This is a genomic window from Kitasatospora sp. NPDC098652, from assembly GCF_044760155.1.
Classification (GTDB): Bacteria; Actinomycetota; Actinomycetes; order Streptomycetales; family Streptomycetaceae; genus Kitasatospora.
In genome coordinates, this window is record NZ_JBIWAQ010000002.1 from 263,836 (window position 1) to 284,473 (window position 20,638).

The 20,638-nt window shown below is 75.3% G+C and carries 14 protein-coding genes; 3 read left to right on the forward strand and 11 right to left on the reverse strand.

What is annotated here, in order from left to right; translation table 11 throughout:
* Positions 1–12: 12 nt before the first annotated feature.
* Complete coding sequence (gene fes, locus ACIQWA_RS05260; RefSeq protein WP_402478370.1) at positions 13–1,173, forward strand: enterochelin esterase; 1,161 nt, start codon at positions 13–15, stop codon at positions 1,171–1,173.
* A gap of 98 nt (positions 1,174–1,271) precedes the next feature.
* Here fes and ACIQWA_RS05265 read toward each other — a convergent pair whose 3' ends face one another.
* The 4 genes from ACIQWA_RS05265 to ACIQWA_RS05280 all read right to left on the reverse strand — a co-directional run bounded on the left by ACIQWA_RS05265 (position 1,272) and on the right by ACIQWA_RS05280 (position 11,158).
* Positions 1,272–1,823, reverse strand: coding sequence for a YceI family protein (locus tag ACIQWA_RS05265; protein ID WP_402478373.1), 552 nt, complete (start codon positions 1,821–1,823; stop codon positions 1,272–1,274).
* A gap of 368 nt (positions 1,824–2,191) precedes the next feature.
* Positions 2,192–3,586 (reverse strand): DHA2 family efflux MFS transporter permease subunit, encoded by a 1,395-nt coding sequence (locus ACIQWA_RS05270; RefSeq protein WP_402478375.1) that lies wholly within the window; start codon positions 3,584–3,586, stop codon positions 2,192–2,194.
* Entirely contained in the window at positions 3,583–3,768 is a 186-nt protein-coding gene (locus tag ACIQWA_RS05275; protein WP_360240276.1) for an MbtH family protein, read from the reverse strand. Before ACIQWA_RS05275 ends, ACIQWA_RS05270 begins: the two co-directional genes overlap by 4 nt.
* Positions 3,761–11,158 carry an amino acid adenylation domain-containing protein gene (locus tag ACIQWA_RS05280; protein ID WP_402478378.1) on the reverse strand — a complete coding sequence of 2,466 codons (7,398 nt, stop codon included), beginning with the start codon at positions 11,156–11,158 and terminating at the stop codon, positions 3,761–3,763. Before ACIQWA_RS05280 ends, ACIQWA_RS05275 begins: the two co-directional genes overlap by 8 nt.
* A gap of 117 nt (positions 11,159–11,275) precedes the next feature.
* On the opposite strand from ACIQWA_RS05280, the gene ACIQWA_RS05285 reads away from it, so the two are divergent.
* Entirely contained in the window at positions 11,276–12,517 is a 1,242-nt protein-coding gene (locus tag ACIQWA_RS05285; RefSeq protein WP_402478381.1) for an amidohydrolase, read from the forward strand.
* A gap of 100 nt (positions 12,518–12,617) precedes the next feature.
* On the opposite strand, the gene ACIQWA_RS05290 is transcribed toward ACIQWA_RS05285, so the two are convergent.
* The 7 genes from ACIQWA_RS05290 to ACIQWA_RS05320 form a co-directional block, all read right to left on the reverse strand.
* Positions 12,618–13,313 carry an AMP-binding protein gene (locus tag ACIQWA_RS05290; protein WP_402478382.1) on the reverse strand — a complete coding sequence of 232 codons (696 nt, stop codon included), beginning with the start codon at positions 13,311–13,313 and terminating at the stop codon, positions 12,618–12,620.
* Between the two features lie 71 nt (positions 13,314–13,384).
* Positions 13,385–13,633: a phosphopantetheine-binding protein gene (locus ACIQWA_RS05295; protein WP_402478384.1), complete on the reverse strand. Its 249-nt coding sequence runs from the start codon at positions 13,631–13,633 to the stop codon at positions 13,385–13,387.
* Positions 13,634–13,638: 5 nt separating this feature from the next.
* Complete coding sequence (locus ACIQWA_RS05300) at positions 13,639–14,289, reverse strand: isochorismatase family protein (protein WP_402478387.1); 651 nt, start codon at positions 14,287–14,289, stop codon at positions 13,639–13,641.
* A 50-nt stretch (positions 14,290–14,339) separates the two neighbouring features.
* Positions 14,340–16,010, reverse strand: a complete 1,671-nt coding sequence (locus ACIQWA_RS05305) for a (2,3-dihydroxybenzoyl)adenylate synthase (protein WP_402478390.1) — start codon at positions 16,008–16,010, stop codon at positions 14,340–14,342.
* On the reverse strand, positions 16,007–17,209 hold the full coding sequence (gene dhbC, locus ACIQWA_RS05310; RefSeq protein ID WP_402479681.1) for an isochorismate synthase DhbC: 1,203 nt from the start codon (positions 17,207–17,209) through the stop codon (positions 16,007–16,009). Before dhbC ends, ACIQWA_RS05305 begins: the two co-directional genes overlap by 4 nt.
* 73 nt (positions 17,210–17,282) lie before the next feature.
* The gene (locus tag ACIQWA_RS05315; RefSeq protein WP_402478392.1) at positions 17,283–18,062 is read right to left on the reverse strand and encodes a 2,3-dihydro-2,3-dihydroxybenzoate dehydrogenase; all 780 of its coding nucleotides are present in this window, start codon (positions 18,060–18,062) and stop codon (positions 17,283–17,285) included.
* A gap of 259 nt (positions 18,063–18,321) precedes the next feature.
* Complete coding sequence (locus ACIQWA_RS05320; protein ID WP_402478394.1) at positions 18,322–19,461, reverse strand: CapA family protein; 1,140 nt, start codon at positions 19,459–19,461, stop codon at positions 18,322–18,324.
* 282 nt (positions 19,462–19,743) lie between these two features.
* On the opposite strand from ACIQWA_RS05320, the gene ACIQWA_RS05325 reads away from it, so the two are divergent.
* Positions 19,744–20,556 carry a universal stress protein gene (locus ACIQWA_RS05325; RefSeq protein ID WP_402478397.1) on the forward strand — a complete coding sequence of 271 codons (813 nt, stop codon included), beginning with the start codon at positions 19,744–19,746 and terminating at the stop codon, positions 20,554–20,556.
* The last annotated feature ends 82 nt before the right edge of the window (positions 20,557–20,638 follow it).

Consider the following 20,638-nt stretch of genomic DNA (forward strand, 5'->3'; position numbering starts at 1 on the left):
GAGCTGAGACCTTTGGCTGCCTTCCCCCTGATCGCCCCCGATCCGGACGACCCCGCCTACCGGCTGGTCACCTTCGTGCACGACGAGGACGACTGCGACGGCGTGCTCGCACTCCTCCACACCGTCACCGACAAGGACCGGCACGCCGGCGACCTGACCCCCCATCTGATGACCCGCCGCAACGACCGCTGGGAGATCACCTACCGGCTGCGCGCCGACCACCGCGCCTCCTACCAGCTGCACCCGTTCCGCGGCGCGCCCCCCGGCACCACCCGGGCCGACTGGCTGCACGTCCTCGACCACGCCCGCCCCGACCCGCACGACACCGAAGCCCGCCTCCCCGCCCGCGACGGCCGCCACCCCGCCTCGGTGCTCAGCCTGCCGCAGGCCCCCGCCCAGCCGTACGCCCGGCGGCGGGAGGACGTGCCGCGCGGGCGGACGCTCCCCCGCACGGTGGCCGGTCGGCGGGTGGACGTCCACCTCCCCGCCGGGCACGGGCACGGGCACGGAGCCGGCCTCGGCCTCGGCCTCGGGCCGTACCCGGTGGCGGTGCTGCTCGACGGCGAGATGTGGGGCGAGGTGCTGTCCGTCGGCGACACCCTCGACAACCTCACGGCCGACGGCGCCATCCCGCCCACCGTCGCCCTGCTGGTGCACACCATGGGGCCGGGCCGCCCCGAGGAGCTGAGCTGCAACCCGGCCTTCGTCGACCACCTCGCCGACCACCTCCTCCCGTGGGCCGCACGGGAGTTCGGCGCCACCGACGACCCGCGCCGGACCGTCATCGCCGGCCAGAGCGCGGGCGGCCTCACCGCCGCCTTCGCCGCCTTCCGGCGCCCCGACCGCTTCGGCAACGTGCTCTCCCAGTCCGGCTCCTTCTGGTGGCCGGACGAGACGGAGTTCGACGAGGGCAGCGAATGGCTGACCCGCCGCTTCGCCGCCGAACCGCGACGGGAGGCCCGCTTCTACGTCGAGGTCGGCCTCCAGGAGTGGATGCTGCTCACCCAGAACCGCCACCTGCGCGACGTGCTCACCGCCCGGGGGTACGAGGTCGAGTACCGCGAGTTCAACGGCGGCCACGACTACGCCTGTTGGCGCGGCGGCCTGGCCGACGGGCTGGCGCACCTGCTTGGCCGGGCGCCGACGAACGGCCCGTGCCGGCCGAACGGCTGACGGCAGACGGCAGAGGGCAGACGGCACAGGGCTGACAGCAGACGGCTGACAGCAGCACCGCGGTGCTGCCGTCAGCCGGTTCGGCCCCGCCGCCCCCGCTAGCCCTGCTTGATCGCGGAGATGTCGAACTCCAGCACCACCTTGTCGCCGACCAGCACGCCGCCGCCCTCCAGCGCCGCGTTCCAGGTCACCCCGAAGTCCTTGCGGCTGATCGTCACCGAACCCTCCAGGCCCACCCGCAGGTTGCCGTACGGGTCCACCGCGTTGCCGGTGTACTCGAAGTCGATGGTGACCGGGCGGGTGGTGTCCTTGATGGTGAGGTCGCCGGTGACCCGGTAGTCGGTCTCGGAGACGACCTCGACCGAGGTCGAACGGAAGGTGATGTCAGGGAAGTTGGGGGCGTCCAGGAAGTCGTTGGTCCGCAGGTGCTGGTCGCGCTGCTCCACCCCGGAGTCGATGCTCTCCGCCTTGATCACCACCTGGCCGGACGACCGCGTCGGATCGGCCCCGTCCAGGTGCGCGGTGCCCTCGAACTGCCCGAACGAACCCCGCACCTTGGTCACCATGGCGTGCCGCGCGACGAAGCCGATCCGGGAGTGCGCGGGGTCGAGGACGTAGTCCCCGGTGAGCTCGGGAAGCGAAACGGTCATGAGGTACCTCCAAGAGTGGCCTGGATCCGGACGTCAGCCTGCAAGGTGTCAGGCCAATGCAGTACCCGCCCGCCCGCCGCGCGGCACCACCCCGCCAAGTTCCCGCCAACGGGTGAAGCCGCCTCAGTCCCGGTACGGGACCAGCCTCGCCAGGTCCAGCTCGAAGCCGAACGGCTCGGGGATCCGGATCGTCTCGCCGAACTCCCGCTCGGTACGGGTGTGGTAGCGGTCGCGGTTCGGCTCCGCGAACAGGGTGACGATCTTCTGGCGCGGGTCGATTGATCTCCTCCGGTGCTCCTGCCACCGTACGGTAGTCGGGGCGGACGGGATGTTCCTCCCGTCCGCCCCGATCGCGTCCTCCTCAGTCCTCAGCCCGCCGGGGGCGGGGGCGGGCCCTGGGCCGGGAGGCGGCGGGCGAGGAGGGCTCCGGCGGCGACCAGGGCGGCGGTGAGGGCCAGGGCGAGCCGGTACGGGGTGGGGTCGGCGCCGTCGCCGAGGGCCCCGATCAGGGCGGCGGTGGCGGCGATGCCGAGGGCGCCGCCGAGGGTGCGCAGGATGGTGAACAGGGCCATCGCCCGGCCCATCGCGGGCGGTGGCACGTCGGCGAAGCCGGCGATCTGGACGGTGAGCACGGCGGTGCCCAGCACCAGCCCGACGGCGAACATCAACACCCGTACGGCCCAGGGGTTCTCGGCCACGCCGAGGGCGGCGAGGACCGCCGCGGCCAGCAGCAGGGCGGGCAGCGCGAGGCGGCGCGGGCCGAGCCTGGGCAGCAGCCGGTCGACCACCTGGGAGGCGGCCATCAGGCCGATCGCCTCCGGGAAGACGCTGAGCCCGGCGTCCAGGGCGGTGGCGCCACGGGCGGCCTGGTAGAGCAGGGGCAGCACGAACAGGGCGCCCATCAGCCCGGCCGAGGTGAGCAGGGCCAGCCAGCCCGCCGCGCCGTAGCAGCGGTCGGCGAGCAGCCGCAGGTCCACCAGCGGTTCGGGCGAGCGCAGCTGGTTCCGTACCGCGAGTCCCAGCAGGGCGGCTCCGGCGAGGCCGCCGAGCCAGACCGCCGGTGCCGTCCAGCCGTGGGCCGGGCCGAAGCCGAGGGCGTAGGTGAGCAGGCCGAGGCCCGGGGTGGCGAGCAGGAAGCCGCGGGTGTCGAAGCGGCCGGCCGGGGGTTCCGGTTCGGTCCGCAGGGCGGTGAGGCCGAGCGCCACGGCGGCGATGCCGACCGGCAGGTTGACCAGGAACAGCCAGTGCCAGGAGAGGTGTTCGGTGAGGAAGCCGCCGAGCGGCGGTCCGAGGGCGGGCATCAGGGCGGTCGGCACGATCAGGATCCGGCCGAGGCGCGGGCGCTCCTGCGGCGTGAAGGCGCGGAACAGCAGGGTCATGCCGACCGGGGTGAGCAGCCCGCCGGCCACGCCCTGGACGGCGCGGGCGGCGGCCAGGGCGCCGAGGCCGGGGGCGGCGGCGCAGAGCGCGGAGGCCAGGGTGAAGACGGCGAGCGCGCCGAGGAAGACCCGCTTGACGCCGTACCGGTCGCCGAGCCAGCCGGCCACCGGCAGGCCGAGGGCCAGGCCGACCAGGAAGGCGGTCTCGACGGAGTTGGCGGCCGGGACGGGCCGGCCGAAGTCCTCGGCGATCCGGTACAGCGCGGGGTTGACGATGGTCGAGTCGAGGCCGTTCATGCACATCGCGGCGGTGTACACGACGACCACGGCGGCGCGCCCCGTGAGCAGGGGGCGCGCCGGGGACGCGACGACGGGAGGGGTCACAGGTCGGTCCAGTGCGCGGTGATCCAGGCCAGGGCGTCGGGGCGGGCGCAGGGGCCGTGGGCGACGCTCCAGCCGGCCGGGACGGCGGCGAAGGCGGGCCACAGGGAGTGCTGGCCCTGGTCGTTGACGAGGGCCAGGAACGCGCCGTCGGCGTCGAAGGGGTTGACGGGGGCGTCACTCATGGTCGGAGTTCTCCAGGTGGTCGGCGATCACGCTCGCGATGTGCGCGATGGGGGCGGGCAGGGTCATGTCCTTGTGCGAGCAGGCCACGTCGGTGTTGTCGATCCGGCCGGTCACGTGGGGAGCCCAGAGTTCGGGCACCAGGGTCTCGTCGATGGTGTCGACGGTGGCCCGGAAGAACCGGACGTCGCCGTGGAAGGGCCGGTGGTCGTAGCCCCGCACCAGGTGGTTGGTGTTGAGGTAGATAGCGTTGAGCGCCGTCACGGTGGCCCGGTCCAGCCCGGCCAGCGGGCTGCCCTCGCGGCCCAGCAGCTCGATCACGGCGTCGAGTTCGAGCGGCTGCCCGGCGAGGTCGTCCGGTCCGAAGCCGCCCATGGTGAGCAGCGCCTCCAGGGCTTCGGCCTGGTCCGGGACGGGCAGTTCGCGAAAGCCCTCGGCCGGGTAGGCGTCCAGAATCGCGAGCAGCTCGACCTGCCGGCCCAGTTCCTGGAGCCGGACGGCGACGGCGTGGGCGATGATCCCGCCGGTGGACCAGCCGAGCAGCCGGTACGGCCCCTCGGGCTGGACCTCGCGCAGCCGGTCGGCGTAGTGCGCGGCCAGCTCCTCCATGGACGCGGGCAGCGGTTCGCCGACGGTGGCGGCGCCGACGCCCTGGGCCTGGAGGCCGTAGAGGGGGATGTCGGCCGGGAGATGGCGGATCAGGCCGGTGTAGCACCAGCTGAGGCCGCCGGCCGGGTGGATCGCGAACAGCGGGGCGCGGCGGCCGGGGGCGGTGGGCCGCAGCGGGAGCAGGACGTCCAGGGCGTCGGCGCCGGGGGTGCCCTCGGACAGGGCGGCGTCGAGCGCGGCCACGCTGGAGGCCTGGAACAGCGCGCCGATGCCGACCTCCAGGCCGAGCACCTCACGGATCCGGCCGGCCAGCCGGACCACCAGCAGGGAGTGGCCGCCGAGCGCGAAGAAGTCGTCCTCGACCCCGACCGTCTCCAGGCCCAGGACTTCGGCGAAGAGCTGGCAGAGCTGCTGCTCGCGCGGGCTGCGGGGCGGGCGGCCGGCTCCGGCGGCGGGGGCCTCGGGGGCGGGCAGGGCGCGGCGGTCGAGCTTGCCGTTGGCGGTCAGCGGCAGCCGGTCGAGCAGCACCACGGCGGAGGGCACCATGTGGGCGGGCAGTTCGGCGGCGGCGTGGGCGCGCAGGTCGTCCGGCACGGCCGTGCCCACGGCGTAGCCGACCAGGCGCTGGTCGCCGGGTGTGTCCTCGCGGACCACCACGGCGGCGTCGGCGACGGCCGGATGGGCGGCCAGCACGGCCTCGATCTCGCCGAGTTCGATCCGGAAGCCGCGCAGCTTGACCTGCTGGTCGGCGCGGCCGAAGTACTCCAGTACGCCGTCCGCGCGGCGGCGGGCGAGGTCGCCGGAGCGGTACATCCGGGTGCCCCGCTCGCCGAACAGCTCGGCGTGCGGGTCGGCGACGAAGCGGCCGGCGGTGAGTTCGGGGCGGCCGAGGTAGCCGCGGGCCAGCCCGGCCCCGGCGACGTACAGCTCGCCGGTGACGCCGGGCGGGACGGGCTGGAGGTGCTGGTCCAGGACGTAGACCCGCAGGTCGGGGATGTTGACGCCGATGGTGCTGCTGCTGGTCGCGGCGGCGCTCGCCCGGTCGAGGGCGATGTACGAGACGTGCACGGTGGTCTCGGTGATGCCGTACATGTTGACCAGGGTCGGGGCGTCCTGCGGGTGCCGGGAGTACCAGTCGTCGAGGCGGCCGAGTTCGAGCGCCTCGCCGCCGAACACCACGTAGCGCAGGGCGAGTTCGCTGCCGGGGCGGTCCCGGTCGGCGGCGCTGAGCTGGTAGAAGGCGGACGGGGTCTGGTTGAGCACGGTGACGCGCTCGCGGGCGAGCAGGTCGAGGAAGGCCGCCGGGTCGCGGCTGACCAGGTGCGGGACGACGACCAGCCGGCCGCCGTGCAGCAGCGCGCCCCACAGCTCCCAGACCGAGAAGTCGAAGGCGTAGGAGTGGAAGAGCGTCCAGACGTCCTGGTCGTCGAAGCCGAACCAGTGGTCGGTGGAGCTGAACAGCCGGGCGACGTTGCGGTGGGTGACGGGCACGCCCTTGGGGCGGCCGGTGGAGCCGGAGGTGTAGATGACGTACGCGGTGTCCTCGGCGCGCAGCGGCCGGGTGCGTTCGTGCTGGGCCAGCGGGGTGGCCGGGTACCGTGCCGGCTCCGGCCCGTCGACCAGGAGTCGGGGGACGGCGTGGGCGGGCAGTCGGGGGGCGGTGGCCCGGTCGGTGAGCAGGGCGGCGGGGGTGGCGTCGGCCAGCATGTAGGCGAGGCGGTCGGCCGGGTAGTCGGGGTCGAGCGGGAGGTAGGCGGCGCCGGACTTGGCGACCGCGAGCAGGGCGACGACCAGGTCGACCGAGCGGGGCAGGGCGAGTGCGACGATGGTGCCGGGGCCGATGCCCCGGTCGGCCAGCAGGCGGGCCAGGCGGTCGGCGCGGGCGGCGAGTTCGGTGTAGTCGAGCCGTTCGTCACCGTAACTGACCGCGATGGAGCGGGGGTTGGCGGCGGCCGCGGCCTCGAACAGCTCGGGCAGGGTGGCATCCGGCGGGGCAGGGAGTGCGGCGGTGCCGTTCCACTCGACCAGGGCGCGGTGCCGCTCCGGCTCGCTGATCAGCGGCAGCCGGCCGATCGGGGTGTCCGGGTCGGCGGCGGCCGCGGTGAGCAGTCGGGCGAGGCGCTCGGCGAGGGCGGTCGCGGTGGCGGGCTCGAAGAGGTCGGTGCGGTACTCCAGGAAGCCGCCGATGCCGCCGCCGGGCCGCTCCCCCGCGTTGAGGGTGAGGTCGAACTTGGCGGTGCCGCTGGGGATCGCGGCGATCTCGGCGGTCAGGCCGCCGCCGAGCGCGACGGGTTCGTCGGCGCGGCTCTGCCAGGCGAGCATCACCTGGAACAGCGGGTGGCGGGCGAGCGAGCGGGCCGGGTTGAGCTCCTCGACCAGCCGGTCGAAGGGCAGGTCGGCGTGCTCGTGCGCGGCCAGCACGGTGGCGCGCACGCGCCGGAGCAGCTCCCGGAAGGACGGGTCGCCGGCGGTGTCGGTGCGCAGTACGGCGGAGTTGACGAAGTAGCCGACCAGGGCGGCGGTCCGCTCGTCCTCGCGCCCGGCGAGCGGGGTGCCGACCGGGATGTCGGTGCCGCAGCCGTGCCGGGTGAGCAGCGCGGCGAGGCCGGCCTGGACGGCCATGAACACGGTGCTGCCGGTGGAGCGGGCGAGCGCGGCGAGGGCGGTGTGCGCCTCGGCGCCGAGGGTGAAGGGGACGGTGGCGCCGTCGTGGCCGGCCACCGGCGGGCGGGGGCGGTCGGTGGGCAGGTCGAGCTGGTCGGGCAGGCCGGCCAGGGCGGTGCGCCAGTGTTCGGTCTGCCGTACGGCGAGCGGGGTGGGCGCGTCCGCGGTGCCGAGCAGCTGCTGCTGCCAGGCGGCGTGGTCGGCGAACTGGACGTCCAGTGGGGCGAGTTCGGGGGCGTGTCCGGCCTGTCGGGCGGTGTAGGCGGCGGCGAGGTCGTGCAGCAGCGGGGTGGTGGAGGCGCCGTCGCCCGCGATGTGGTGGAGCAGGAGGAGCAGGGTGTGCCGCTCGGGGGCGTGGCCGAACAGCGTGGCGCGCAGCGGGGGTTCGGCGGTGAGGTCGAAGGCGTAGCGGACGGCGTCGGCCATCTGTTCGGTGCCGTTGCCGTTGCCGCCGCCGTCGCCGTTGCCCTCGCCGTCGATCGCGCCGTCGCCGTCGTCGCCGTCGTCGTGGAGTTCGACCGGGGCGGGCGCCAGGATCCGCTGGTACGGCGTGCCGTCCGGCTCCTCTCCGTAGACGGTGCGCAGGACTTCGTGCCGGGCGGTGAGGTCACCGAGGGCGAGGGTGAGGGCGGCGCGGTCGAGCGGGCCGGTGAGGGTGAGGGCGAGCGGGATGTTGTAGGTGGGGCTGGGGCCTTCGAGCCGGTGCAGGAACCAGAGGCCGCGCTGGGCGGGCGAGAGCGGCATCCGGTCGGTCCGGGGCACGGGCACCAGGACGGGCCGGGGCTCGGGCCCGCCCTGGTGCCCGTCCTGCGGTTCGGGCCGGAGCAGGGCGGCGAGGGCGGCCGGGGTCGGGTGGCGGAAGACGTCGGCGAAGGCGACCGGTGCGGCGAAGGTCTCGCGCAGCCTGGCGGCCAGGCGACCGGCGAGCAGGGAGTGGCCGCCGAGGTCGAAGAAGGAGTCCTCCCGGCCGGGTGCGGCGGGCAGGCCGAGGACGTCGGCGAACAGCCCGCAGACCAGTTCCTCCTGCGGGGTGGCGGCGGCCGCGCCGGGGGCGGTGACACCGGGGGTGGCGTTGGGGGGCTCGGGGAGGGCTCGGTGGTCCAGCTTGTCGTGGGCGGTGCGCGGCAGTTCGTCCAGCAGCAGGACGGCCGCCGGGACCATGTGGGCGGGCAGCCGGGCGGCGAGCGCGGCACGCAGGGCCTCGGGGTCGGGGAGCTCGGCGGCCGCGTGACCTGAACCGGCGGCGGGGAGCCCACTGGCGGCGGGAACGACGTAGCCGAGCAGTCGCTTGCCCTGCGGCCCGGGGCGGGCGATCACCACGGCCTGCGCCACGCCGGGCAGTTGGGCGAGGACGGCGGCGATCTCGCCGGGTTCGATCCGGAAGCCGCGGATCTTCACCTGGTCGTCGGCTCGGCCGAGGAACTCCAGGGTCCCTCCCCCAGCCTCCGGCCGGGGGGACCCCCATTGGCGGCGGCGGGCGAGGTCGCCGGTGCGGTACATCCGGTCGCCGGGCGGGCCGAAGGGGTCGGCGAGGAAGCGTTCGGCGGTGAGGTCGGGGCGGCCGAGGTAGCCGCGGGCCAGGCAGGCACCGGCCACGTACAGTTCGCCGGTCACGCCGTCGGGCGCGGGGCGCAGCGAGCCGTCCAGGACGTAGGCGCGGGAGCCGCGCACCACCCGGCCGGTCGGGGCGCCGTCCGGGCCCGGGGTCCAGGCGTAGGCGTCGACGGTGGTCTCGGTGGGTCCGTAGAGGTCGATCGGGTGCAGACCGGGGACGGCGGCCAGCCGCTGCCAGAGGGCGGGCGGGGTGGCCTCGCCGCCGACCGCGATCACCGAAGGGCGGTGCCGGTCCTCGTCCAGTACGCCTTCGGCGAGGAGGACTTCGAGGTAGGAGGGGGTGAGGTCGAGGTAGTCGATGCGCTCGCGGTGGAGGTGGGCGGCGAGGGCGGCCGGGTCGCGGTAGGTGGCGTCGTCCAGCAGGTGGAGCTCGTGGCCGTGGACCATCCACAGCACCGGGTCCCAGGAGGCGTCGAAGGCGAAGGAGGCGCTGTGGGCGATGCGCAGGCGCTCGCGGCCGGTGCGGCGGACGGCGGGGGCGATGTGGTCCTCGCCGTGGCCGGCGTGCAGGTTGGCGAGCGAGGCGTGGGTGACGACCACGCCCTTGGGGCGGCCGGTGGAGCCGGAGGTGTGCAGCACGTAGGCGGCGTCGTGGAGGCGCGGGGCCGGCAGGGGTGCCTCGGCGGTCTCCGGCGCGTCCTGCGTGCGCTGCGTGCGCTGCGTGCGCTGCGTCGATGCCTCGGCGTCGGACGGTCGTACGGTGGGCAGGCCGGGCGGCAGGTCGAGGTCGGCGAGCGCCTCGGGGGTGCCGACCGCGCAGACCGGGCGGGCGTCGGCCAGCACGGCGGCGAGCCGCTGCCGGGGGTGGGCCAGGTCGAGGCTGACGCAGGCGCCGCCGGCCTTGAGCACGGCGAGCATCGCGACCAGGGTGTCCGCGCTGCGCGGCAGGGCGAGGGCGACGGGCGCGCCGCCGTGCACGCCGAGGCCGCGCAGGTGGTGGGCGAGGCGGTCGGAGCGGCGCTCCAACTCGCCGAAGGTGAGGGAGGTTTCGCCGCAGCGGACGGCGACGGCGTCCGGGGTGCGGGCGGCCTGGGCGGAGAACAGCTCGGGCACGGTCCGCTCGACCGGTGGTTCGGTACGGCCTTCGGTGGCGCGGCGCAGGGCGTCGGCGTCCAGCAGGTCGATCCGGGCGATCGGCGTCGTCGGGTCGGTGAGCAGCAGCTCGGCGAGACCGTCGAGGTGGCGCAGCAGGCCGTCGCGGTGGGCGGCCAGCGAGTCGGCGCCGTGGCGGGCCGGGTCGGCGTCGAGGACCAGGCGCAGGGCGCCGTCGGGGCCGGACGAGACGTTCACGGCGAGGTCGTCGACCGGCCCGGCGGCGAGGTTGCGGACCACGCCGGGCAGGCCGGCCAGGTCGAGGTCGGCCTCGAAGGCCTTGATGTTGACCATCGGGCCGAAGAGGGCGCGGCGTTGGCCGGTGCGGCCGAGGTCGCGGCGCAGGTCCTCCAGCGGGTAGCGCTGGTGGCGGCGGGCGGTGCGCAGGGCGCGGACCACCTGGCGCAGCAGGTCCTCGGCGGTGTCGGCGGGGCGGACGGCGAGGCGCAGCGGCAGGACGTTGGCGGCGGCGACGGGCGTGCGCAGGGCGGCGGGGCCGCGGCGGTTGGCGAGCGGGAGGCCGAGCAGGACGTCCTCGGCGCCGGTCAGGCGGTGCAGGTAGCCGGCGGTGGCGGCGAGGAGGAGTTCGGCCCAGGTGGCCCGGGCCGTGGCGGCGGCGTGCTCCAGGCGCTCGCGGGTGCCGGCGGGGAGGGTGGCGGTCAGTCGCAGCGGGGTCGGTGCGGACCCGGGGTGCCCGGCGGGGGTGCCCGGCAGGACGGCCGGCAGGACGGCCGGGGCGTCGGTGTCGGCGAGGTGGGCGGACCAGTGGGCGCGGTCGGTGCGGTAGTCCTCGCCCGCGCGGTAGGCGGCCTCCTCGGCGGCGGCCTCGGCGAGGCGGGCGAAGGGGCTGGGGCCGGGGTCGGTGCCGGTGGTGCGGGCGGTGTAGTGGGCGGCGACGCGGTCGCCGAGGAGGGTCAACGCGTAGGCGTCGACGGCGAGGTGGTGGATCCGGCGGTACCAGATCCGGCGGTCGTCGGCGAGCCGGATGAGGGCCTGGGTGAACAGCGGGCCGGTGGTGAGGTCGGCCGGGCGGGCGAGGTCGGCGCGCATCCAGGCCTCGGCCTCGGCGGACGGGTCCTCGGCGGCGCGCAGGTCGAGGCGGTGCAGCGGCCAGCGGTGACCGGGGTTCAGGCGCTGGCGCGGGGTGCCGTCCGGGCCGGTGACGACGACCGCGCCGAGGACCTCGGCCTCGGTCACCGTCTGTCGCAGGGCCGCCTCGAAGGCCTCCTCGTCGAGCGGTCCGGTGATCTCGACGGCGTCGCCGGTGTTGTAGGCCGGGCTGGCGGGGTCGAGCGACTGGGCGTACCAGACGGCGGCCTGGGCGGCGAGCAGCGGGACGTCGGCGGGCCGGGCCCCCGTGGGCTCCTGATCGACGGGCTGCTGATCGACGGGCTGCGTTTCGACGGCGGGCATGGTGCGGAGAGCTCCTCGGGGGATCCGGAACGCCTTACTTAGGTTAGCCTAATCTAACTTCATACGATCTGGTCAACGGCCCGGTGCGGCCGCGCCCCTGACATCCCGGAGACGCCCATGGCCCAGCCCGAGAACCAGCCTCAGAACCAGCCCCGGGATCAGTCCCGGGACCAGTCCGAGCAGCAGCCCCGGGACCGGCCCCGGGACCGGGTGCCGAGCGCGGCCAAGCAGGCCGTCCGTGAACGCGTTCACGCGCATAGGGCGGAACTGCTGGCGCTCAGCCACCGCATCCACGCCCACCCCGAGACCGCCTTCGAGGAACACCGGGCGGCCGCCTGGTGCGCCCAACTGCTGCGCTCCCACGGCTACTCGGTCACCGCACCCGCCCACGGCCTGGCCACCGCGTTCACCGCGAGCCTCGGCAGCGGGCCGGTCACCGTCGCACTGGTCTGCGAGTACGACGCCCTCCCCGGCCTCGGGCACGCCTGCGGGCACAACCTGATCGCCGCCGCCGGCGTCGGCGCGGCGCTCGGGCTCGCCCCGTACGCGGACCTACTCGGGCTCACCGTACGGGTGATCGGCGCGCCGGCCGAGGAGCGCGGGGCCGGCAAGGCCCTGCTGCTGGAGGCGGGGGCCTTCGACGGGGTGGACGCGGCGATGATGGTGCACCCCTGCCCGGTCGAGGTCGCCGACTTCCGCTCCTTCGCGCTCGGCACCCTGTCCGTCCGCTACACCGGGCACGCCGCCCACCCCAGCCTCAACCCGCACGAGGGCCGCAACGCCGCCGACGCGCTCACCGTCGCCCAGGTCGCGCTCGGGCTGCTGCGGCAGCAACTCCCGCCCCAGTGGCGGGTGCACGGCATCACCACGGCAGCCGGTACGGCCCCGAACCTGATCCCCGACAGCGCCAGCGCCGAGTACGAGATCCGCGCCTCGGCGGCCGAGGACCTCGCCCAGCTGCGGGCCCGGGTCGAGGACTGCTTCCGGGCCGGGGCACTGGCCACCGGCTGCGAGGTGGAGCTGACCAGGCCCGAGCCGGACTACCTGGACATGCGCTCCGACCCCGCGCTGCTCGCGCACTGGCGCGCCAACGCGGCGGCGCTGGGCCGGCCGGAGCCGGTCGAGCGCGGGCCGTTCGCCTGCACGGACATGGGGAACGTCTCGCACGTGGTGCCCGCCATCCACCCGGTCCTGGACATCACCGGGGGCTCCTGCGCGCCGCACGAGGCGGCCTTCGCCGAGGCGGCGGTCGGGGCGGAGGCCGAACGGGCCCTGCTGGACGGCGCAGTGGCGATGGCGTGGACGGCGATGGACCTGGCGGGGGCGCGGGGGGCTGACGGAGGGCCAGCTGGCAGGTGACGGGTGGCAGATAACAGATGACAACTTTCAGCGAACAGATTTCAACTTTCATCATCTGTTCGCTGAAAGTTGTTCGCTGTCAGCTGTCAGCCGTCAACCGTCAGCCGCCGCCCCCCAGCACCACCGCCGCGCCCGTCCGCAGCGGCCAGAGAAAGCCCCAGTGCGGCAACCGCAGTTGCAGCACCCGGTCGCCCGGGCCGATCGGGTGGGCGGCCTGGAGCTCGCGGATCCGCCGGTCCGCCTCGGCGTGGGTCAGCCGGACGGCGGCCGGGCGCCCGCCCGGGCCGTACCCGACGCTGAGCAGGTGCTGCGGGGTGAGCGCGCGCGGCGGGTCGGTGTCCAGCTCGCCGGTGGTGTCGAGGCCGCCCGGCGCACCCGGCGTCCCCTCCCCCAGCACGCAGACCAGCTCGTTCTCGGCGCGCAGCCAGTCCCGCCGCCCGGGCGGGTCCGCCGGGTCCAGCGGCAGCCACGCCGCACCGGACTTGGCCACCGCGAGCACCGCCGTCAGCCGCTCCTCCGGACGGCCGGCGGGCGCCAGCCCGACCACCGTGCCCGGGCGGGCACCGCGCCGGGCCAGGGCCCGGGCCAGCCGGTTGGCCGAGGCGTTCAGCTCCCGGTACGTCACCACCCCGCCGTCCGCGAGCACCAGCGCCGGGGCCTGCGGAGTCCGGGCCGCCTGGGCCTCGACCGGGCCGACCACGGTGGTGGCCGGGTACTCGACCGCCGGACCGGACCGCAGCGGTTCCGACAGGACCAGCCCCTCCGCCGCCAGCAGCCCGGCCGGGCCCTCCCCCACGAAAGGACCGTGCGCAGAAGGACCCGCCGCGCTCGCCGGGCCCGCGCCCGCCTCCCGTACGACCGCCTCCATCAGGCCACGCCCAGCAGTTCGGCCCAGGCCGCCACGGACGGCCGCTCCGCGAGCCGTACGAACTCCACCTCGGCGCCCTCGGCCCGCCAGCGCTCGGCCAGGGTCATCAGCCGGATCGAGTCCAGCCCCCAGTCGGCCAGGTTCTCGTCCAACGGGATGTCCGCCGGGTCCTCGCCGAGCAGGTCGGCGACCTCGGCCCGGATCCGCTCCACCGTGAAACCGGTCGCGTCGAAACCGGTTGCTTCCACGCCCGTCACTTCCCGTCCGTCCCTTCCAGCGCTGCGCGTACGACGTCCGCGGTGGTGACCACCCCGCACCGCCCGGCGATCCACTCCAGTGCGGCGCGGTGCTCGTCCGGTCCGAAGTCGGCGACCGCGTCGGCCACCACGAAGGCCCGGACGTCCCGCATCCAGGCGTCGCAGGCGGTGGCCTGCACGCCGATGTGGGCGTACACCCCGGTGATCACCAGGTGGTCGCGGCCCTGGTCGCGCAGCAGCTGCGCCAACCCGGTGCGCACGAAGGCGCTGTACTTCCACTTGGTGAGGACGGTGTCGCCCCCGGCCGGGGCGACGGCGTCGGCGACCGCGGTGGCACGCGGGTCGTCGGGGATGCCGGAGCCCCAGAAGTCCTGCTGGAGTCCGCGTTCGGCCGGGCTCTGCCCGCCGCGCTGCGCCGAGTAGACGACCGGCACCCCGCTCGCGCGGGCCGCGGCGGCCAACGCGGCCGCGTTGTCGAGGAGTTCGGGCACGGGGGCGGCGTCGCCCGGGAACGCGTCCAGGAAGTGGTTCTGCAGGTCGTGCACCAGCAGCACGGCGCGGGCCGGGTCCACCGTCCAGGAGACCCGGTTGGCGGGCAGCTCCCCGGCGTCGGGCAGCGGATAGGAGGCAATGCGGGGCAGGCCCACGATGGTCGAACTCCTTGAATTCACAGGGGTGATGGGGGGTACCGGGGCTGTCACGACGCCGGGAGGGAGGCCGCGACGGCGGCCCGCAGGTCCTTCTTGCTGACCTTGCCGATCCCGGTGGCGGGGAAGGCGTCGACGAACTCCACCCGGTCCGGCACCTTGTACTCGGCCAGTCCGCGCCCGCGCACGAAGCGCTTCAACTCGACGCCTTTCGGCGGCTGTTCACGGTGCTCGGCGCGGAGCACGACGTACGCGCAGGTGCGTTCGCCGAGGTACGGGTCGGGCATCGACACCACCGCCGCGTCGTGCACGGCCGGGTGGGCGAGCAGGTGGTTCTCGATCTCCTCGGCGGCGACCTTCTCGCCGCCCCGGTTGATCTGGTCCTTGGCCCGGCCCTCGACCACCAGGTGGCCGCCGGGGAGCCGGCGGACCAGGTCACCGGTGCGGTAGAAGCCGTCCGCGGTGAAGGAGGCGGCGTTGTGCCCGGGGGCGTTCCAGTAGCCGCGGATGGTGTACGGGCCGCGGGTGAGCAGGTGCCCGGTGGTGCCGTCGGGGAGGTCGCGGTCCTGGTCGTCGACCACCCGGACCTCGTCGTCGGCGGAGATCGGCCGGCCCTGGGTGGTGGCGATCAGCTCCTCCGGGTCGTCCAGCCGGGTGTAGTTGACCAGGCCCTCGGCCATCCCGAACACCTGCTGGAGCGCGCAGTCCAGCACCGGGCGCACCCGCCGGGCCGCCTCCTCGCTGAACTTGGCACCGCCGACCAGCAGCACCTCCAGGCTCTCGTAGCCGCGGGCGCCGCGCTCGGCGGCGTCCAGCCACAGCAGCGCGAGCGGCGGGACGAGCCCGGTGACGGTCACGCCCTCGCGCGCCATCAGCGGGAAGGCCGTCTCGGGGTTGGGCTGCGGGCAGAGCACCACCCGGCCGCCCGCGTACAGCGTGCCGAGCGAACCGGGCGAGCTGAGCGGGAAGTTGTGGGCGGCGGGCAGCACGCACAGGTAGACGCTGCGCCCGTGGAGCGCGCACAGCTCGACCGAGCCGCGCAGTGAGTAGATGTAGTCGTCGTGGGTGCGCGGGATCAGCTTCGGCACCCCGGTGCTGCCGCCCGAGAGCTGGAGGAACGCGACGTCCTTTGGCTCGGGTTCGCGCGCGGGGCCGGGCCCGTCGCAGGGCACGTCCGCCAGCCGCAGGTGCTCGCCCGGGTCCTCGCCGGCCACCAGCACCAGGCGCAGATCCGGGTTCTCCGCCCGTACCCGGCCGGCGAGTTCACGGTGGTCGAAGCCGCCCTCGACGCCCGGGACGACGTACGCCACGGCGCCCGTGAACGAGCAGAAGTGCGAGATCTCCGTGTAGCGGTGCGCGGGCAGTGCGAAGACCGGCAGCGCGCCGATCCGGAACAGGGCGAAGACCACCTCGAAGAACTCGGCGGCGTTGGGCAGTTGGACCACCACCCGGTCCCCGGGCCGGATCCCGCGGGCGAGCAGCCCGGCGGCCATCCGGTCGGCCCGGCGGTCGAGTTCGGCGTACGTCCAGCGCCGCTCGTCCGCCGCCACCGAGTGGCCGCCCGGGTCGACGACGGCGATCCGGTCGCCGTGCGCGGCGGCGCGTTCGCGCAGCATCCGCCCGAAGGTCTCGCCGCGCCAGTGGCCGGCCGCCCGGTAGCGCTCGGCGAACTCGGCCGGGTACGGGGTGAATCCGCCCAGCACCTCGTCCAGGGGCGTCACAGCGCCACCCCCGCGGCCTCCAGGAAGGTGCGGAACTTGGCGCTGGTCTCGGCGAGTTCGGCCTCCGGCCGGGACTGCTCCACCACCCCGGCGCCCGCGTAGACCCGCAGCGTGCGGTCCTGCGCCTGCGCGCAGCGGATGGTCACCACCCACTCGCCGTCGCCGCTGTCGTCGCCCCAGCCGACCATGCCGGCGTACAGGCCCCGCTCGAAGGGCTCGATCTCGCCGATCACCCGGCGGGCGACGTCCGTCGGTGTGCCGCAGACCGCCGGGGTCGGGTGCAGCGCGCAGGCCAGTTCCAGGGCGGAGACGGCCGGATCGGCCAGCTCACCGCTGATCGTGGTGGCCAGGTGCCACATCGCGGCCGTCCGTACCAGGGTGGGCCGCTCCGGCACGTCCAGGCTGCGGCAGTACGGCGCCAGCGCCGCGCGGATCGCGTCCACCACCACGGCGTGCTCGTGCAGGTCCTTGGGCGACTCCAGCAGCGCGGCGGCGCGCCGGACGTCCTCGCCGAGGTCCTCGCTGCGCGGCACCGAGCCGGCCAGCGGGTTGGCCAGCACGGCCGTGCCCCGCCGGGAGAGCAGGAGTTCGGGGCTGGCGCCGATCAGGGTGCGGCCGGGGCCGGCCGGGACGGCGAAGGTGTGGCCGCCGGGGTCGCGCCGGGCCAGGCGCTGCAGCACGGCCGGCAGGTCGAGCGGCCGGTCGCTGGTGAGCTCCAGCGTGCGGGCCAGCACCACCTTGCTCAACTCCCCGCCGCGCAGCCGCTCGACGGCCGCCGCGACGCCCGCACCGTACGCCTCCGGCTCCGGGACGGGGCGGATCCGCCAGCCGGCCGGCGCGACCGGCGGGGCGGGCAGCGCGATCAGCGGGTCGTCCCGGAGCGCCCCGGCGGACCGGACCCGGGCGGGGACGGCGAGTTCGTCCCGGCCGTCGTGGTCGAAGGCCACCGCGCCGACCACCAGGGGCCGTTCGACCCCGGCGCGGCGCGCCCCGGCCAGCGTCTCGGCGACCCGGACGGGCAGCGGACGGGCGTCCCGCGGCACCCGGGCGTGCACGCCGGCGGTGAGCAGGGTGCGGGTCGGCGAGGCGAAGAACGCCTCGTCGTCGGCGGCCCGGTACTGGCCGAGCAGGCCGCTGGCCGCGCCGATGGCGGTCCGGTCGGGGCCGCCGTCGGTGGGGGTCGGCGGGGCGTGGTGCACCGTGGTCACGGCGGTCTCTCCAGTCTGGAACGGGTCTACGGTCTGCGGTCGGCGGTTGCCCGGGGGGGGTGCCTCAGGCGCGCAGGGTCGCGCCGCCGTCGACGTACAGGTCGTGCATGGTGATGTGCCGGGCCCGGTCGGAGGCCAGGAAGAGCACGGCCTCCGCGACGTCGGCGGGCGCGGCGATCCGCCCGAGCGGGATGCCGACCCGCCAGGCCGCCAAGTCGCCCTCGATCACCCGGCGTTCGGCCGCCTCGGCGTCCTCGCCCCACAGCCCGCGCTGCATCCGGGTGTCGGTCGACCCGGGCGAGACGACGTTGCAGCGCACCCCGGAGCGGGCCAGCTCCAGGCCGAGGCAGCGGGTGAACATGGTGGCTGCCGCCTTGGACGCCGCGTAGGCGGCCATCCCGGCCCGCGGTACCCCGGCGGCGTTGGAGCCCACCGTGACGACGGCGCCCCGCCCCCGCTCGGCCATCCGGCGGCCGACCGCCCGACCGGTGTGGAACACCCCGGTGGTGTTGACGGCGAAGGTCTCCGCCCAGTCGGCGTCGGACAGTTCGAGGACCGGCCCGGGGCGCAGCACACCGGCGACGTTCACCAGCACGCCGATCGGGCCGAGTTGACGCTCCATCACATCGACTGCGGCATCGACCGCTTGGGCGTCAGAGACGTCCAGGGCGTACGGGCGCACCGCCTCGGACTCCGCCGCGATCCCGGCGAGCGGGCCGGCCTCCCGGTCCACCGCCGCGACGACGGCCCCCTCGGCGACCAGCGCCCGGGCCACGGCCGCGCCGATGCCCTGCCCGGCCCCGGTGACCATCGCGACGACACCGGCGAATTCGGACCGTTCCACAGGACTTCCCCTTCGACCAGCGATGTTAGGCAAGCCTAACCTAACACAATTGTTCGCCTACGCCGATGGCCCGTTCGACAGGTTCCGATACCTGGGCACCCGTCAATCCGCCGATCCACCCGGCCCCCAGATCCGCCCGGGCATGCGGAAGAGGCCGCCCATCCCGGCGACGGGACGGGCGGCCTCAGGGCCTCCCTCAGGGGAGATCAGGTAGGGGACGTGGACGGCGGGCCGGGTGACGACGGCACGGACCGTCGTCTCAGTGGGCGGCCGGGGGCGGGGTGAGTCCGGCGCAGCCGCGCAGGCCGTCGCGGCGCTTGAGGGCGGCCTCGGCGGCGGCGCCGGTGACCGGCTGGGGGATGCCCTTGTCGTCGATGGTGGCCGGGGCGAAGGCCTCGCTCTTGACCTTGCCGTCGGCGGCGAGGGTGAGGGTGGTGACGCCGGTCTCGTTGGAGAAGGCGTAGTTGGAGGTGCCGTACCAGAGGAAGTTGCCGAAGCCGTACCCGATGTAGGTGTTGCCGAGCATGCCCGAGCCGACCATGGTGTGGGCGTGGGTGCCGACCACCGCGGAGGCGCCGACGGCGGCGAGCTTCTTGGCGACGGCGGTCTGGGCGGCGGTCGGGCAGGCCTTGCCCTCCTCGCCCCAGTGCAGGTAGACGAGGACGACCGGGGCCTGCTGCTTGGCCGCCTGCACCGCCGCGACCAGCGCGGGGACGTCCAGGGCGGAGGCGATGCCGGGCTTGTTGGCCCCGGCCCGCCACTTCTGGTTGGTGATGTCCTCGACCTGGCTGGCGGCGACCACCGCGACCTTCACCCCGCGCACGGTGGTCAGGTACGGGGCGTACGCCTCCTTGGCGTTGTGCCCGACGCCGATCACCGGGATGGGCGAGGAGTCCTTGGCGGCCAGGGTGTCGGTGAGGCCGTCGGCGCCGAAGTCGACGGCGTGGTTGTTGGCCATCGAGACGACGTCCACGCCGGAGTCCTTGAGCACGGACAGCGCCTTGGGCGCGGTGCGGAAGGTGTACGTCTTCGGTTCGGGTGCGCCGCGCCCGGTGATCGCTGTCTCCAGGTTGAGCACGGAGAGGTCGGCGTCGGCGAGGGTGCGGGAGATCGGGCCGAGGGCCTGCTCGGGCGGCTGGACGGACAGCCGGGGCTGGGTGCGGCCCTCGAAGTGGACGTCCCCGGCGAAGGCGACGGTGATGGTGCCGTCCGGGCGGGGCGCGCCGCCCTTGGTGGGAGCGGCGGCGGGGGCCGTACCGGTGGTCGCGGCGGCGGGCGCCGACGGTGCCGCGGCCGGCGGGGCGGTCGACGCCGAGCCGGGCGCCGGGTCGTCCGGCCCGCAGGCGGTGGCGACGGTCAGACCGACGAGCACGGCGACGGCAGCCGCGGCACGGCGCATGAGTGGTTCCCCCCGAGGTCGATGCAAACGGTCAGCCTACGCCACCGAATCAGCACCACTTGCGCCAGCATCCGCAACATTCCGGACACAGAAGGACACCAGCGGCCCCACCGGGCCCGTCCGTCCCAATCCCCCGCCCCACCCGGCCACCGTGTCCCTGGCGCCCGCGCCGCACCGCGCGCAGCGTGGAAGGGGAAGTGGAAGGGGAGGGCCAGGGCGAGGGGGGAAGCCGCGGGTATGAGAGCCGCCGACCGGATGGCGGCTCGGTCGAGGAGGTCGGTGATGGCCAGCAATCGGTCGGCCCCCGCCGGGGAGCACCGGATCGTGGTCGGGATCGACGGTTCGGAGCCGTCGAAGTCGGCGCTGCGCTGGGCGGTCGGCCAGGCGGTCCTCACCGGGGCGTCCGTGCACGCCGTGGCGGCCTGGGAGTACCCGTCGCTGTACGGGTGGTTCACGCCGATGGTGGACGAGGGCTTCGAGCAGGCCGCGCGCCGCACGCTGACCGCCGAGGTCAACGAGGTGATCGGGGCGGAGCGCCCGGTGGAGATCCGGGAGAGCCTGGTGCTCGGGCACGCCGCCGAGGTGCTGCTGGAGGCGGCCGAGGGCGCGGACCTGCTGGTGCTCGGCAGCAGCGGCCGGGGCGCCTTCGCCCGTACGCTGCTCGGCTCGGTGTCCACCCGCTGCGCGGTGCACGGCGCCTGCCCGGTGGTGATCGTCCGGGCGGACGGCACGGCCTCCGCGCCGCGGCAGCCGGAGGCCGTCACGGCGGCCGCAACAACCACTACCGCCGCGGCCACGACCACGACCACGACCACGACCGACGAGCGGACCCCGGCGTCCGCCACCCGCACCAAGGACTGGCAGCTCAGCCTGCACGTGGTCGAGGACCGCGACACCACCCGGGTGCACGCCGTGCTCGACGCCGACGGCACGGTCCTGCACAGCGACGCCCTGGCCCGCCGCAACCCCCGCGACCCACCGGCCCCGGCGATCGGCGACGAGTTCGCGGTCGGCCGCGCCCTGGTCGACCTCGGCCACCAGCTGCTGCGGGCCGGCGTCCACGGCGCCACCGGCCCGGCCGAGACGGAGGAGTGAGCCGTCGCGGCAGGCGCCCGCCGCCTGCGGTAGGACATGCTGGACCCGTCCCTGCCCCACCCCCTGGCCCCTGCCTCCTGCC

What these genes read in the sequence shown, in the direction of transcription:
- ACIQWA_RS05320 (WP_402478394.1), bottom strand. Translation starts at nt 19,461, where the DNA reads ATGCGCCGTGCCGCGGCTGCCGTCGCCGTGCTCGTCGGTCTGACCGTC.
- ACIQWA_RS05275 (WP_360240276.1), bottom strand. Translation starts at nt 3,768, where the DNA reads ATGAGTGACGCCCCCGTCAACCCCTTCGACGCCGACGGCGCGTTCCTG.
- ACIQWA_RS05285 (WP_402478381.1), top strand. Translation starts at nt 11,276, where the DNA reads ATGGCCCAGCCCGAGAACCAGCCTCAGAACCAGCCCCGGGATCAGTCC.
- ACIQWA_RS05265 (WP_402478373.1), bottom strand. Translation starts at nt 1,823, where the DNA reads ATGACCGTTTCGCTTCCCGAGCTCACCGGGGACTACGTCCTCGACCCC.
- ACIQWA_RS05325 (WP_402478397.1), top strand. Translation starts at nt 19,744, where the DNA reads ATGGCCAGCAATCGGTCGGCCCCCGCCGGGGAGCACCGGATCGTGGTC.
- ACIQWA_RS05280 (WP_402478378.1), bottom strand. Translation starts at nt 11,158, where the DNA reads ATGCCCGCCGTCGAAACGCAGCCCGTCGATCAGCAGCCCGTCGATCAG.